Source organism: Streptomyces sp. NBC_00190 (assembly GCF_036203305.1).
In the GTDB taxonomy this organism is placed as follows: Bacteria; Actinomycetota; Actinomycetes; order Streptomycetales; family Streptomycetaceae; genus Streptomyces.
Genome location: NZ_CP108131.1, coordinates 4,139,698 through 4,153,179, shown reverse-complemented (window position 1 = coordinate 4,153,179; position 13,482 = coordinate 4,139,698). Strand labels below are relative to the sequence as shown.

Sequence of the window (13,482 nt, the reverse complement as noted above, 5' to 3'; positions counted from 1 at the left end):
CCGAAGGGCCGTCCGGGAAGGGCCGTCCGGGAAGGGCCCGCCGCATACTCTGGGGCATGAGTTACGACGCGATCGTCCTGGCAGGCGGAGCCGCGCAGCGCCTCGGCGGGGCGGACAAGCCCGCGCTGAGCGTCGGCGGCCGGCCCCTCCTGGACCGTGTCCTGGACGCCTGCCCGGACGCCCGGAGCACCGTCGTGGTCGGCGGCCGCCGGGCCACCGCCCGCCCGGTGCGCTGGACCCGCGAGGATCCGCCCGGCGGCGGTCCCGTGGCCGCGCTGGACGCCGGTCTGCGGCAGACCGCCGCCGAGCTGGTCCTCGTACTCTCCGCGGACCTGCCGTTCCTGGACCGGGCGACCGTACGGTCCCTGCTGACCGCGCCCGGCGGGCGCGACGGCGCGCTGCTGCGCGATCCGACCGGCCGGGACCAGCCGCTCATCGCCGTCTACCGGGCCGAACCGCTCCGCCGCGAGCTGGCCCTCCTCGCCGCCGAGCACGGCGGCCTCGCCGGGCTCCCGCTGCGCGCGGTCACCGCCGAACTGGACCTCGCCCGCGTCGCGGCGCAGCCGCTCGCCTCCTTCGACTGCGACACCTGGGAAGATCTTGCCGCCGCCCGCGCCCGGATCAGGGAGCATGGAACCGTGCTGGACCAATGGATCACCGCCGTCAAGAACGAGCTGGGCCTCGACCTCCCCGTCGACACCAAGGCCCTGCTCGACCTCGCCCGCGATGCCGCACACGGCGTCGCCCGGCCCGCCGCACCGCTGACCACCTTCCTGGTCGGCTACGCGGCGGCGCGGGCCGAGGCCGCCGGAGCCGACCCTGCCCAGGCCGTCGCCGAAGCCTCCCGCAAGGCGGCCGATCTGGCGCTGCGCTGGGCCGCCGAGGCGGAGGCCGACGCCACATCTCGAGAGAACGGCTCCGGATGACCCCCACCGACGCCGAACACGCGCTGGACCAGGCCCTGGCCCTGGTCAGTCGCGCCCCCGAGGCGGGCGGCGCCGGCGGCCACCGCGCCAGCGTCTGGGCGCGGGCCCGGGACATCGCCGTGCACGCCGGGAGCGGGGTGCGGGCCCGCACCCACCAGGTCCCCCTCCCGGACGCCCTCGGCGAGGTGCTGGCCGAGCCCCTGGACGCCCTGACCGACCTGCCCTCCTTCGACACCTCCGCCATGGACGGCTGGGCCGTCGCCGGTCCCGGCCCGTGGACCATCCGCGCCGGTGACGGCGTACTGGCAGGCTCCGGGCGGCCCGAGCCCCTCGCGGACGGCGAGGCCGTCCAGATCGCCACCGGCGCCCGGATCCCCGCCGACACCACCGCCGTCATCCGCAGCGAGCACTGCCGCGAGAGCGGCACGCAGCTCTTCGCCGCCCGCCCCGTCCACACCGGCCAGGACATCCGCCCGCGCGGCCAGGAGTGCCGCTCCGGCGACCTGCTGCTGCCCGCCGGGTCCCTGGTCACCCCCGCCGTGCTGGGCCTCGCCGCGGCGGCCGGGTACGACGGGCTGACCACCCGGCCCCGGCCCCGCGTGGAGATCCTGGTGCTCGGCGACGAGCTCCTCACCGAAGGCCGTCCGCACGACGGCCTCATCCGCGACGCGCTGAGCCCCATGCTCGGCCCCTGGCTCACCCGCCTCGGCGCCGAGGTCATCGGCACGCGGCGGCTCGGCGACGACCCCGCGGGGGCCGAGGCCCTCCTCAAGGCCGTCACCACCTCCGCCGCAGATGTCGTCGTCACCACCGGTGGCACCGCCTCCGGGCCCGTCGACCACGTCCACCCCGTACTGCGCCGGGCCGGCGCCGAACTCCTGGTCGACGGCGTTGCCGTACGCCCCGGCCACCCGATGCTGCTGGCCCGCATCGGCGAGGCCCCCGGCCGGGACACGGTCCGGCACCTGGTCGGGCTGCCCGGGAACCCCCTGGCCGCCGTCTCCGGGCTGCTGACCCTGGCCGATCCGCTGCTGCGCGCCCTGGCCGGCCGCCGCCGACGGCCCCGCTGCACGGCCACGGTCGAAGGCGACGTACCGGGCCACCCGCACGACACCCGGCTGGTCCCGGTCCTGCTGAGCGGCGAGCACGCGGTGCCGCTGCGCTACAACGGCCCCGCCATGCTGCGCGGCGTGGCGGCCGCCGACGCGCTGGCCGTCGTACCGCCGCACGGCGCCCGGTCGGGGCAGGAGCTGGAGATCCTGGATCTGCCGTGGGCGTCGGGAGGATGTTTCACGTGAAACTTCACGGTTCCGACGCCATGGCCCGTGGCGCCGACGAGAAACTCGTCTCCCGGCGCATCAAGCTGCCCCGGCGCGTCGTCGAGAAGCCGCTCAGGCAGGTCGGCAAGCGCCTCCTGATGGCCTTGTTCGTGCTCTTCCTGACGGTCCTCGTCGTGTGGCTGGACCGCGACGGCTACCACGACAACGCCAACGAGCAGGTCGACCTCCTCGACTGCTTCTACTACGCCACCGTGACGCTGTCGACGACGGGCTACGGCGACATCGTCCCGTACAGCGACAGCGCACGGCTGATCAACATCCTGGTGATCACGCCGCTGCGCGTGCTGTTCCTGATCATCCTGGTCGGTACCACCCTGGAAGTCCTGACGGAGCGGACGAGGGAAGAGTGGCGGCTGAACCGCTGGAGGAAGAACTTGCGCGAGCACACGGTCGTCGTCGGCTTCGGCACCAAGGGCCGCTCGGCCCTGCAGACGCTGCTGACCACCGGCCTGGCCAAGGAGCAGGTCGTCATCGTCGACCCCAGCACCAAGGTGATCGACATGGCCAACGCGGAGGGCTTCACGGGCGTGGTCGGCGACGCCACCCGCTCCGACGTACTGCTCCGCGCCGAGCTGCACAAGGCCCGGCAGATCGTCATCGCCACCCAGCGGGACGACACGGCGGTGCTGGTCACGCTGACGGCGCGGCAGCTCAACCGGGGCGCGAAGATCGTCGCGGCGGTCCGCGAGGAGGAGAACGCGCCGCTGCTGCGGCAGTCCGGCGCGGACGCCGTGATCACGAGCGCGAGCGCGGCGGGCCGGCTGCTGGGCCTCTCCGTCCTCAGCCCCAGCGCGGGCACCGTGATGGAGGACCTGATCCAGCAGGGCAGCGGCCTCGACCTCGTCGAACGGCCCGTCAACCGGGCCGAGGTGGGCAAGTCGGTACGGGAGACCGACGACCTGGTGGTGAGCGTGCTGCGCGGGCACCGGCTGCTCCCGTACGACGACCCGCACGCGAGCCCGCTGCAGCTGACGGACCGTCTCATCACCATCGTGCGGGCGGCACCGCCGACTTCGCCGCCGGTGATACTGGGTCCTGCGCAGTAGCCGCCGCTTCGCGTAGCCTCCGGGCCATGCATGCGATCACCATCGAGCAGCCCGGCGGCCCCGAGGCCCTCGTCTGGACCGACGTACCCGATCCGGTGGCGGGCGAGGGCGAGGTCGTCGTCGAGGTCGCGGCGAGCGCCGTGAACCGCGCCGACATCCTCCAGCGCCAGGGGTTCTACGACCCTCCGCCCGGGGCCTCCCAGTACCCGGGGCTGGAGTGCTCCGGGCGGATCTCCGCGGTCGGTCCGGGTGTGTCCGGCTGGTCGGTGGGCGACGAGGTGTGCGCCCTGCTGGCCGGCGGCGGGTACGCGCAGAAGGTGGCCGTACCGGCCGGCCAGCTGCTGCCCGTCCCGGCGGGCGTGGACCTGGTCACGGCGGCCGCGCTGCCCGAGGTCGTCACGACCGTGTGGTCCAACGTGTTCATGGTGGCCGGGCTGCGTCCCGGCGAGACCCTGCTGGTGCACGGCGGATCCAGCGGCATCGGGACGATGGCGGTCCAGCTGGCGAAGGCGGTGGGCGCGACGGTCGCGGTGACGGCCGGAGGTCCGCAGAAGCTCGCGCGGTGCAAGGAGCTGGGCGCCGACATCCTGATCGACTACCGCGAGCAGGACTTCGTGGCCGAGCTACGGGCGGCGACGGGCGGAGCCGGGGCGGACGTGATCCTGGACATCATGGGCGCGAAGTACCTGTCGCGGAACGTGGACGCCCTCGCCGTGAACGGCCGGCTGGCGGTCATCGGGCTCCAGGGCGGCGTGAAGGCCGAACTGAACCTCGCCGCGCTGCTGGCCAAGCGGGCCGCGATCACCGCCACCTCCCTGCGGGCCCGGCCACTGGAGGAGAAGGCGGCCATCGTCGCGGCCGTACGGGAGCACGTGTGGCCCCTGGTGTCGGCGGGGCGGGTGCGGCCGGTGGTGCATGCGACGTTCCCGATGCCGGAGGCCGCCGAGGCGCACCGGGTCATGGAGTCGAGCAGCCATGTGGGCAAGCTGCTGCTCGTCGCGCCGACGGGGACGGCGACGGACTGAGCCCCTGGTTCGGGGCCCGGTTCGGGGCCAGTTCCGGAAAAGGACGGGGTGGGGAGGCGCCGCGCAACGGCCCCGCCCCACCCCGTCCCCGCCGGACTACAGGCTGCGCAGCAGCACCGCCGGGGACTCCACGCAGTCGGCGACGTAGCGGAGGAACCCGCCCGCCGTCCCGCCGTCGCAGACCCGGTGGTCGAACGTCAGGGACAGCTGTACGACCTGGCGGACCGCCAGCTCCCCACCGTGGACCCACGGCTTCGGCATGATCCGCCCCACCCCGAGCATCGCGGCCTCCGGGTGGTTGATGATCGGCGTGGAACCGTCGACCCCGAACACCCCGTAGTTGTTCAGGGTGAACGTGCCGCCCGTCAGATCGGCCGGAGCCAGCTTCCCCGCCCGCGCCAGTTCCGTCAGCCGGGCGAACTCCGCCGACAGGGACTCCGGATTGCGCGTATGGGCGTCGCGCACCACCGGGACCATCAGCCCCCGGTCCGTCTGGGCCGCGAAGCCCAGGTGCACGGACGGCAGCCGGACGATCTCCTTCGCCTCCAGGTCCACGGTGGAGTTGAGCTCCGGGTACCGGGCCAGCGCGGCCGTGCAGATCCGCGCCAGCAGCGCGAGCACCGAGATCTTGGGCCCGCCCACGGCGTTCATCGCGGCCCGGGCCGCCATCAGTTCGGTGGCGTCCGCGTCGACCCAGCAGGTGGCGTCCGGGATCTCCCGCCGGCTGCGCGACAGCTTCTCGGCGACCGCCCCGCGCACTCCCTTGAGCGGAATCCGTTCACCCGCGGTCGCGGCGACGGGTGCCGCGGCCGCGACCGCCGCCACCGGCTCGGGTGCGCGCAGCGCCGCCTCGACGTCCGCCCGCATGATCAGGCCCTCCGGACCCGACCCGCGAAGGGCACGCAGGTCGACCCCGTTGTCCTTGGCCAGCTTGCGCACCAGCGGCGAGATCACCGGCACCGGACCCGCCGGAGCGGCCGGAGCCGCCGCGACGGGAACGGGAGCCGGGGCAGGAGCCGGGGCCGCGACCGGAGCCGCGACGGGCGCCGACACCGCGGCGGTGACGGGTCGCACCCGTCGCCGTCGCGCCGGGCGCGAGTGGTCCGTGCCGTAGCCGATCAGGGGCCGGGGCACGCTGCCGGAGCCTTCGGCATCAGCCTCCGGGGCCTGCGCGGCCTCGGGGGCCTCCGGCATCGACTCCGCACCCACGGCCACGGTGATCAGCGGGGCCCCGACAGGAAGCTCCTGCCCCTCCTCCCCGAAACGGGCGGTGACCACGCCGCCGTACGGGCAGGGCACTTCCACCATCGCCTTGGCCGTTTCGACCTCGACGACCGGCTGGTCGATGGCGACGACATCGCCCACCGCCACCAGCCAGCGCACGATCTCGGCCTCGGTCAGGCCCTCACCGAGATCGGGCAGCTTGAACTCCATGACCTGCGGCATCAGTTCTCCCACTGCAGGCGCGCGACGGTGTCCAGGATCCGTTCCACTCCCGGCAGGTGGTGCTTCTCCAGCATCGGCGGCGGGTACGGGATGTCGAAGCCCGTCACCCGCAGCACCGGAGCCTCCAGGTGGTGGAAGCACCGCTCCGTGACCCGGGCGGCGATCTCCGCACCCGGTCCGCCGAAGCCGTTCGCCTCGTGGACGACCACGGCGCGCCCGGTCCGGCGCACGGACTCCACGACCGTGTCCTCGTCGAAGGGGACCAGCGAGCGCAGGTCCACGACCTCCAGGTCCCAGCCCTCCTCGCGCGCCGCCTCGGCCGCCTCCAGGCACACCGGCAGCGAGGGCCCGTACGTGATCAGGGTCGCGCTCCGGCCCGTACGCCGGACCAGCGCCTTCCCGATCCCGGGCACGGCCGTCGGCGCCTCGGGCGACCAGTCGGCCTTCGACCAGTAGAGCCGCTTCGGCTCCAGGAAGATCACCGGGTCGTCGCTGGCGATCGACGCGCGCAGCAGGCCGTACGCGTCGTCGACCGTCGCCGGGGTCACCACGTGCAGGCCGGGCGTCGCCACGTAGTACGCCTCGGAGGAGTCGCAGTGGTGCTCCACGCCGCCGATCCCGCCGCCGTAGGGCACGCGGATGGTGATCGGCAGCGGCATCGCGCCCCGCGTACGGTTGCGCATCTTCGCCACGTGCGAGATCAGCTGCTCGAACGCCGGGTACGCGAACGCGTCGAACTGCATCTCCACGACCGGCCGCAGCCCGTACATGGCCATGCCGACGGCCGCGCCCAGGATCCCCGCCTCCGCGAGGGGGGTGTCCGTACAGCGGTCCTCGCCGAACTCCTTCGCCAGGCCGTCCGTGATCCGGAAGACCCCGCCGAGCGTCCCGACGTCCTCGCCCATGACGTGGACCGTCGGGTCCTCGGCCATCGCGTCTCTCATCGCCCGGGTCAGTGCCTGGGCCATCGTCGCGGGCTTGGCCCCCGACTTCGCCGCCTTCGCCGCCACCGTGGTCATGCGTCTCCCTCCGCGTCGAGCTCGGCGCACAGCATGGCCGCCTGCTCGCGCAGCCTGCCGGTCTGCTCCGCGTAGACGTGCGCGAAGAGGTCCATCGGGTCCAGCACCGGGTCCGCGTTCATCCCCTCGCGGAGCTCCGCGGCCATCGTCTCGGCCGCGTCACGCGCCTCCTGGATGCCCGCTTCGTCGAGGATCCCGCGCGCGGTCAGCTCGCGCTCCAGCAGGTCGACCGGGTCGTGCGCCTTCCAGGCCTCGACCTCGGCATCGCCGCGGTAGCGGGTGGCGTCGTCGGCGTTCGTGTGGGCCTCCATCCGGTAGGTGACGGCCTCGATCAGGGTCGGGCCGCCGCCTGCCCGGGCCCGCCGGACGGCCTCGGTCAGCACCTCGTGCATCGCCGCGATGTCGTTGCCGTCGACCAGCCGGCCGGGCATCCCGTACCCCACGGCCTTGTGGGCCAGCGTCGGGGCGGCGGTCTGCTTGGCCAGCGGGACGGAGATCGCGAAGCCGTTGTTCTGCACGAGGAAGACCACCGGCGCCTGCCAGACGGCGGCGAAGTTCAGCGCCTCGTGGAAGTCACCCTCGCTGGTGCCGCCGTCGCCGACCATGGCCAGGGCGACGACGTCGTCGCCGCGCAGGCGGGCCGCGTGCGCCAGGCCCACCGCGTGCGGCAGCTGGGTGGCGAGCGGGGTGGAGAGCGGGGCTATGCGGTGCTCGCGCGGGTCGTAGCCGGTGTGCCAGTCGCCTCGCAGCAGCGTCAGCGCCTGTACGGGGTCCAGCCCGCGCGCGACGGCCGCCAGGGTGTCGCGGTAGCTCGGGAAGAGCCAGTCCTGGTCCTCCAGGACGAGTGCCGCCGCGATCTCGCAGGCCTCCTGGCCCACGGTGGACGGGTAGACGGCGAGCCGCCCCTGCTTGGTCAGCGCGGTGGCCTGCGCGTTGTACCGGCGGCCTCGCACGAGCTCCGCGTAGCAGCGGCGCATCAGCGCGGGGTCCAGCCGGTCGGCCGCCGGTGTGCCCAGCACCCGGTAGGGCTCCGGGTCCGGCAGCAGCGGAGCGGCGTCCGTACGGGGCCTCCAGGCGGGCGGCGGGGTGGGACGGTGGGACGCACCGGCACCGGGCAGCTCTTGGACCGTCATGGCGGCGTACACCTCCTCGTGGGAAGTCGACTGGGCGCTCCGGGGACACCCCCGGCGGTGGCCGGGGGAATGTGAGGCGCCTCACCTACCGATTGTTCGGTCGTTCGCGCAATTTGGCTACAGGCGGCTCCAGGCTGTGGACAAACTGGCGCCGGGGCCCTGGGATGGATGCAGGACGTCCAGAAGAGGGAGGCATCGGGCAATGCCGGATGAACAAATGGCCGGAGCGGGTTCCGCACCGGTCCCGCCGGGGGGTACCTCTGGAGTCCCATCCGTGCCACCCCGTCCCCTGGACCCGATCGACAGATCCATCATGCGACTGCTCCAGGCGGACGGCCGCGCGTCGATACGCTCGGTGGCGGAACAGGTGCACGTCTCGCGCGCGAACGCCTACGCCCGCATCAACCGGCTCATCGACGACAGGGTGATCCGCGGGTTCACGGCCCGCGTCGACCACGAACGCGCCGGTCAGGGCGCCTCCGCGTACATCACGCTGAAGATCGTCCAGAATTCCTGGCGCACGGTCCGCGAACAGCTGCGCGAGCTCCCGGGCGCCGCGCACATCGCATTGGTCAGCGGCGACTTCGACGTACTGCTGCTGGTCCACACCCCGGACAACCGCACCCTGCGCGAACTGGTCCTGACCCGGCTCCAGGCCATCCCGGAGGTCCTCTCCACGCGCACCCTGCTGGTCTTCGAGGAAACGGATCTGCTGGACACGGGCCCGGGTCCGGCGGGGCCCACGGCGCTCACCGAGGAGTAGCCGGACGCGACGGCGCCCCGGGACGGCCCGCAGGCCGTTCCCGGGGCGCCGTGGTCCACCCACCGGGGTCGGCGAGTGGTCAGCGAGCGGTCCGCAGGCCGTCCAGGGCCATGGTGACCACCGCGTCCGCGAGTTGGTCGGGGCCCGTGCCCGGGTGCGGGCGGTACCACTCGACCAGGGAGTTCACCATGCCGAAGAGCAGGCGGGTGGCGAGGCGGATGTCCACGTCCGCGCGGAGGTCGCCCTCGGCGGCGGCGGCCTTGAGGAGGTCGGCGACCTGGTGGTCGAACTCGCGGCGGCGTTCCAGCGCCCAGCGCTCGGTCCGCGTGTTGCCGCGGACCCGCAGCAGCAGGGTCACGTACGGCAGTTCGCCGACGAGCACCTCCACCGTGCGGCGCGTCACGTACTCCACGCGGTCCACCGCCCGGCCGCGTATCGCGCCCGGCTCCTCCAGGACGGCGAAGAGCCCGTCGAGGGCGCGGCTCACGGCGCGCCGGAGCAGCTCCTCCTTGCCCGTGACGTGGTGGTAGATCGAGGACTTCGAGATGCCCGCGGCCTTGGAGAGGTGCTCCATCGAGGTGCCGTCGTAGCCGCGTTCGTTGAAGACCTGGACGGCGACGGACAGCAGGGTCTCGGGGGTGTACGTGTCCCGCTTCGCCGTGGTCACTCGGTCTCCCCCGCCTCGTCCGTCCCGTCCTCTTCACCGGCGGCGTAGCCCAGCTTGAACAGCGCCAGCGAGGGCGCGTACCGTCCGCCGGGACAGCGCTCGTCGAGGTGGTGCAGCAGGTCGTAGGCCCAGTCCCGGCCGAGCCGGTCGTGCCATTCGGCCGGTCCGAGCGGGTAGTTGACGCCGAGCTTCATCGCCGTGTCGATGTCCTCGGCGGTGGCGGCGCTGCGTGCGACCGCGTCGGCCGTGAGGTCGATCAGCATCGCCACGGTCCTGGCGACGATCATGCCGGGCACGTCGCCGATGACGGAGACCTTCTTGCCGAGCTTCTGGAACAGGCCGACGGCCTCGGCGAGGGTCCGCTCGCTCGTGTCCTCGCTGGCGGAGAGCGCGATGCGGGTGGCGCCCCGGTAGTCGAGGGCGAGGTCGAAGTAGACGACGTCCGCGAACTCCACGGAGGTCTTGCCGTCCGCGAGGACCAGCTGGCCCTCGCCGGGCAGCTGGATGTACGGGCCCCCCTGCCCGGTGGCGTCGACCGCGATCCCGGCCTCCTCCAGGAGGTCGGCCAGCTCCGCCGCGGGCCCGAGGTCGCCGACGATCGTGACCTTGTCCGGGGCGTCCTCGGGCGCGGCGGTGTGCGGCGGCGGCACGGCGGCGTCCGGGCCGTACGGGAACCAGCCGTGCCCCGACTTGCGGCCGAGGCGGCCCGACTGGACCAGCCGGCGCTGCGCGAGGGAGGGGGTGAACTTGGGGCTGCGGAAGAAGGACTCCCACACGGACCGGGTCACGGCCTCGTTGACGTCCTGGCCGATCAGGTCGGTCAGCTGGAACGGGCCCATCTTGAAGCCGCCGCTCTCGCGGAGCACGGCGTCGATGGTGGCCGGGTCGGCGCCCTGCTCCTCGTACACCGAGAAGGCCTCGGCGTAGAAGGGGCGGGCGATCCGGTTGACGATGAAGCCGGGGGTGTCGGCGCAGCGCACCGGGGTCTTCCCCCAGCCGAGGACCGTGGCGTACGCGCGCTCGGCGGCGGCCGGGTCGGTCGCGAAACCGCTGACCACCTCGACGAGCGGGAGCAGCGGGGCCGGGTTGAAGAAGTGCAGGCCGAGGAAGCGGCCGGGGTGCGCGAGACCGGCGGCGAGCTCGGTGACGGAGAGGGAGGAGGTGTTGGTGGCCAGCAGCGCGTCCGGCGAAACCACGTCTTCGAGTGCGGCGAAGAGCGTCTGCTTGACGGAGACGTTCTCGACCACCGCCTCGATGACGAGCGCGGCCCCGGCGAGGTCGGCGAGGACTTCCGCCGAACCGATCCGGCCGATCGCGTCCTCGGCCTCGGCGCGATCCAGGCGGCCCTTGGCGGCCATCCGCTCGACGCGGTCCTGCACCATGCCGACGCCGTCGGCGGCGAGGGCGGCGTCGATGTCGTAGATCAGCACGCGGTGACCTGCGAGAAGGGCGACCTGGGCGATTCCCTGGCCCATGGTGCCCGCGCCGACGACCGCCACAGTGCGGGACCGCTCGATTGCTGTCATGTCCTGATCCTCCCGCACCGACTTATCCACAGGTCCGCCGGGCCCTCTTGTCCCGACCGATCGTTCGGTTACTCTAACTCCAGTCTGCTCTCCTTCGCCCGGCTCAACGAGGAGTTGGTCCCTGATGGCCGCCGAGCTCACCGTCCCCCAGCTGTCCGCCAAGCACCGGCCCACCCTGGACCAGGCCCTGTCGGCGATCCGCAGCCGCGCCTACTGGTCCCCGCATCCCGAGCACCCCAAGGCCTACGGGGAGACCGCCCCGGCCGACGGCCTCGCCGCCTTCGAAGCCCTCCACGGCACCCGGCTGGACCTGGGGCAGCCCGGCACGGACGGCTGGACCGGCGCCGAGGTGTCCCCGTACGGCCCGGCTCTCGGCGTCGAGTACCCGCACGCCGACCCGGACGTACTGCTGCCCGCGATGAAGGCCGGCATGGCCGCCTGGCGCGACGCGGGTCCCGAGGCGCGCGCCCTGGTCTGCATCGAGATCCTGTCGCGCATCTCCGCCCGCACGCACGAGTTCGCCCACGCGGTCATGCACACCAGCGGGCAGGCCTTCATGATGGCGTTCCAGGCGGGCGGCCCGCACGCGCAGGACCGCGGCCTGGAGGCCGTGGCCTACGCGTACGAGGAGCAGACGCGTGTCCCCGGGCAGGCCGACTGGTCGAAGCCGCAGGGCAAGCGCGACCCGCTGGAGCTCGGCAAGACCTTCACGGCGGTCCCGCGCGGCATCTCCCTGATGATCGGCTGCAACACCTTCCCCACCTGGAACGGCTACCCGGGCCTGTTCGCCTCCCTGGCCACCGGCAACGCGGTGCTGGTGAAGCCGCACCCGCGCGCCGTCCTCCCGCTGGCGCTCACGGTCCAGGTGGCCCGAGAGGTCCTCGCCGAGGCCGGCTTCGACCCGAACCTGGTCGCGCTGGCGGTCGAGCGCCCGGGCGAGGGCATCGCCAAGACCCTCGCGCTCCGCCCCGAGATCAAGCTGATCGACTACACCGGGTCCACGGAGTTCGGCGACTGGCTGGAGACCAACGCCCGCCAGGCGCAGGTCTACACGGAGAAGGCGGGCGTCAACACCGTCGTCCTCGACTCCACGGACGACTACAAGGGGATGCTCTCCAACCTGGCGTTCTCCCTGTCGCTGTACAGCGGCCAGATGTGCACCACCCCGCAGAACCTGCTGATCCCGCGCGACGGCATCGCCACGGACGCCGGGCACAAGACGTACGACGAGGTCGTCGCCGATCTCGCCGCCTCGGTCGGCGGTCTGCTGGGCGACGACGCCCGGGCCAACGCGCTGCTGGGCGCGCTGGTCAACCCGGACGTCAAGGCCCGGCTGGAAGCGGCGGCCGGCCTGGGCGAGGTCGCGCTGGCCTCCCGCGAGGTCGCGAACCCTGAGTTCCCGGACGCGGTGGTCCGCACGCCGGTCATGGTGAAGCTGGACGCCTCCAAGCCCGACCCGGACGCGGCGTACCTCTCGGAGTGCTTCGGCCCGGTGTCCTTCGCGGTGGCGGTGGACTCGACCGCCGACGCCCTCGACCTCCTGCGCCGTACGGTCCGCGAGAAGGGCGCCATGACCGTGGGCGCTTACACGACGTCCGCGGACACCGAGCGGGCGATCGAGGAGGTCTGCCTGGAGGAGTCCGCGCAGCTCTCCCTGAACCTCACCGGCGGGGTGTACGTCAACCAGACCGCGGCGTTCTCGGACTTCCACGGCTCGGGCGGCAACCCGGCGGCCAACGCGGCCCTGTGCGACGGCGCCTTCGTGTCGAACCGCTTCCGCGTGGTGGAGGTCCGCCGCCAGGGCTAAGCCGTGTCCTTGGGCCCGCCCCAGTGGAACAGGGTCATGGCCACGCTGGTGGCCAGGTTGTAGCTGGAGACCTGCGGCCGCATCGGAAGTGCGACCAGGTGGTCGGCTCGTTCACGCAGCTCGGGTGAGATGCCGTGCCTCTCCGAGCCGAAGGCGAGCAGCGCGTCGTCCGGGAGGGTGAGGGTGCGGATGTCCTCGCCCTCCGGGTCGAGCGCGTAGAGCGGCCCGGGCGGCAGTTCGTCCAGCTCCAGCCGGTCGACGGTGGTGGCGTAGTGCAGCCCGGCCCCGGCCCGGACCACGTTCGGGTGCCAGGGGTCGAGGTCGCCGCGGGTCACCACACCGGTGGCTCCGAAGCCCGCGGCGAGCCGCACGACGGCTCCGACGTTGCCGAGGTTGCGGGGGTTGTCGAGTACGACGACGGGCGCGTGGCGCGGCATCCGGTCGAGCCCGGCCCGCCCCGCGTCCCTGTCGGGCCGCACGGCGAGGGCGGCGACCCCGGTGGGGTGCACGCGGGGCAGCAGCCCCTTGAGCGACGCCGGCCGCACCAGCCGGGCCACGTCCCCCTCGACGTCCGGGGCCAGCTCGCCGGCGAGCGCCCGTACCGCCCCGGGGTCGTCGGCGACGGCCATGCGCACATCGGCCCCGAACCGCAGGGCGTGCTTCAGCGCGTGGAACCCGTCGAGCAGGACGAGATCCCCCCGCTCGACGGCCTCCCGCCACTGCCGCACGATCTCTTCGGGGCTCTGGTCCTCACTCATACCCCGACCCTACGGTCCGGGCGGAG

12 protein-coding genes are annotated in these 13,482 nt (G+C 73.3%); 6 read left to right on the top strand and 6 right to left on the bottom strand.

What is annotated here, in order from left to right; genetic code table 11:
* The first annotated feature begins 56 nt into the window (after window positions 1-56).
* The 4 genes from OG429_RS19965 to OG429_RS19950 are packed head-to-tail and all read left to right on the top strand — an operon-like array spanning window position 57 to window position 4,337.
* Complete coding sequence (locus OG429_RS19965) at window positions 57-926, top strand: NTP transferase domain-containing protein (RefSeq protein ID WP_328926646.1); 870 nt, start codon at window positions 57-59, stop codon at window positions 924-926.
* Window positions 923-2,224, top strand: a complete 1,302-nt coding sequence (locus tag OG429_RS19960; protein ID WP_328926645.1) for a molybdopterin molybdotransferase MoeA — start codon at window positions 923-925, stop codon at window positions 2,222-2,224. The genes OG429_RS19965 and OG429_RS19960 overlap by 4 nt, the downstream gene beginning before the upstream one ends.
* A complete protein-coding gene (locus OG429_RS19955) occupies window positions 2,212-3,312 on the top strand; it encodes a potassium channel family protein (RefSeq protein ID WP_328926644.1) in 1,101 nt (366 codons plus the stop codon). The genes OG429_RS19960 and OG429_RS19955 overlap by 13 nt, the downstream gene beginning before the upstream one ends.
* A 26-nt stretch (window positions 3,313-3,338) precedes the next feature.
* Window positions 3,339-4,337 carry an NAD(P)H-quinone oxidoreductase gene (locus OG429_RS19950; RefSeq protein WP_328926643.1) on the top strand — a complete coding sequence of 333 codons (999 nt, stop codon included), beginning with the start codon at window positions 3,339-3,341 and terminating at the stop codon, window positions 4,335-4,337.
* 96 nt (window positions 4,338-4,433) lie between these two features.
* On the opposite strand, the gene OG429_RS19945 is transcribed toward OG429_RS19950, so the two are convergent.
* Genes OG429_RS19945 through pdhA form a run of 3 tightly spaced genes read right to left on the bottom strand, consistent with a single transcriptional unit; the run spans window position 4,434 to window position 7,935 of the window.
* Window positions 4,434-5,783, bottom strand: coding sequence for a dihydrolipoamide acetyltransferase family protein (locus OG429_RS19945; protein WP_328926642.1), 1,350 nt, complete (start codon window positions 5,781-5,783; stop codon window positions 4,434-4,436).
* Window positions 5,783-6,802 (bottom strand): alpha-ketoacid dehydrogenase subunit beta, encoded by a 1,020-nt coding sequence (locus OG429_RS19940; RefSeq protein WP_328926641.1) that lies wholly within the window; start codon window positions 6,800-6,802, stop codon window positions 5,783-5,785. The genes OG429_RS19945 and OG429_RS19940 overlap by 1 nt, the downstream gene beginning before the upstream one ends.
* A complete protein-coding gene (pdhA, locus tag OG429_RS19935; RefSeq protein ID WP_328926640.1) occupies window positions 6,799-7,935 on the bottom strand; it encodes a pyruvate dehydrogenase (acetyl-transferring) E1 component subunit alpha in 1,137 nt (378 codons plus the stop codon). Before pdhA ends, OG429_RS19940 begins: the two co-directional genes overlap by 4 nt.
* A gap of 202 nt (window positions 7,936-8,137) precedes the next feature.
* Here pdhA and OG429_RS19930 point away from each other — a divergent pair, with 202 nt between their 5' ends.
* Entirely contained in the window at window positions 8,138-8,698 is a 561-nt protein-coding gene (locus OG429_RS19930) for an Lrp/AsnC family transcriptional regulator (protein WP_405679398.1), read from the top strand.
* A gap of 79 nt (window positions 8,699-8,777) precedes the next feature.
* On the opposite strand, the gene OG429_RS19925 is transcribed toward OG429_RS19930, so the two are convergent.
* Together OG429_RS19925 and OG429_RS19920 are read right to left on the bottom strand one after the other, a co-directional pair.
* A complete protein-coding gene (locus OG429_RS19925; protein WP_328926639.1) occupies window positions 8,778-9,365 on the bottom strand; it encodes a TetR/AcrR family transcriptional regulator in 588 nt (195 codons plus the stop codon).
* Window positions 9,362-10,891 (bottom strand): 3-hydroxyacyl-CoA dehydrogenase, encoded by a 1,530-nt coding sequence (locus tag OG429_RS19920; RefSeq protein ID WP_328926638.1) that lies wholly within the window; start codon window positions 10,889-10,891, stop codon window positions 9,362-9,364. Before OG429_RS19920 ends, OG429_RS19925 begins: the two co-directional genes overlap by 4 nt.
* A 124-nt stretch (window positions 10,892-11,015) precedes the next feature.
* Here OG429_RS19920 and paaN point away from each other — a divergent pair, with 124 nt between their 5' ends.
* Window positions 11,016-12,698 (top strand): phenylacetic acid degradation protein PaaN, encoded by a 1,683-nt coding sequence (paaN, locus tag OG429_RS19915; RefSeq protein WP_328926637.1) that lies wholly within the window; start codon window positions 11,016-11,018, stop codon window positions 12,696-12,698.
* Here the strand turns inward: paaN and OG429_RS19910 are convergent.
* The gene (locus OG429_RS19910; RefSeq protein ID WP_328926636.1) at window positions 12,695-13,456 is read right to left on the bottom strand and encodes a TrmH family RNA methyltransferase; all 762 of its coding nucleotides are present in this window, start codon (window positions 13,454-13,456) and stop codon (window positions 12,695-12,697) included. The genes paaN and OG429_RS19910 overlap by 4 nt on opposite strands.
* Between the last annotated feature and the right edge of the window lie 26 nt (window positions 13,457-13,482).

What these genes read in the sequence shown, in the direction of transcription:
- OG429_RS19920 (WP_328926638.1), bottom strand. Translation starts at nt 10,891, where the DNA reads ATGACAGCAATCGAGCGGTCCCGCACTGTGGCGGTCGTCGGCGCGGGC.
- paaN (WP_328926637.1), top strand. Translation starts at nt 11,016, where the DNA reads ATGGCCGCCGAGCTCACCGTCCCCCAGCTGTCCGCCAAGCACCGGCCC.
- OG429_RS19960 (WP_328926645.1), top strand. Translation starts at nt 923, where the DNA reads ATGACCCCCACCGACGCCGAACACGCGCTGGACCAGGCCCTGGCCCTG.
- OG429_RS19950 (WP_328926643.1), top strand. Translation starts at nt 3,339, where the DNA reads ATGCATGCGATCACCATCGAGCAGCCCGGCGGCCCCGAGGCCCTCGTC.
- OG429_RS19965 (WP_328926646.1), top strand. Translation starts at nt 57, where the DNA reads ATGAGTTACGACGCGATCGTCCTGGCAGGCGGAGCCGCGCAGCGCCTC.
- OG429_RS19955 (WP_328926644.1), top strand. Translation starts at nt 2,212, where the DNA reads ATGTTTCACGTGAAACTTCACGGTTCCGACGCCATGGCCCGTGGCGCC.
- pdhA (WP_328926640.1), bottom strand. Translation starts at nt 7,935, where the DNA reads ATGACGGTCCAAGAGCTGCCCGGTGCCGGTGCGTCCCACCGTCCCACC.
- OG429_RS19945 (WP_328926642.1), bottom strand. Translation starts at nt 5,783, where the DNA reads ATGCCGCAGGTCATGGAGTTCAAGCTGCCCGATCTCGGTGAGGGCCTG.
- OG429_RS19930 (WP_405679398.1), top strand. Translation starts at nt 8,138, where the DNA reads ATGCCGGATGAACAAATGGCCGGAGCGGGTTCCGCACCGGTCCCGCCG.
- OG429_RS19910 (WP_328926636.1), bottom strand. Translation starts at nt 13,456, where the DNA reads ATGAGTGAGGACCAGAGCCCCGAAGAGATCGTGCGGCAGTGGCGGGAG.
- OG429_RS19940 (WP_328926641.1), bottom strand. Translation starts at nt 6,802, where the DNA reads ATGACCACGGTGGCGGCGAAGGCGGCGAAGTCGGGGGCCAAGCCCGCG.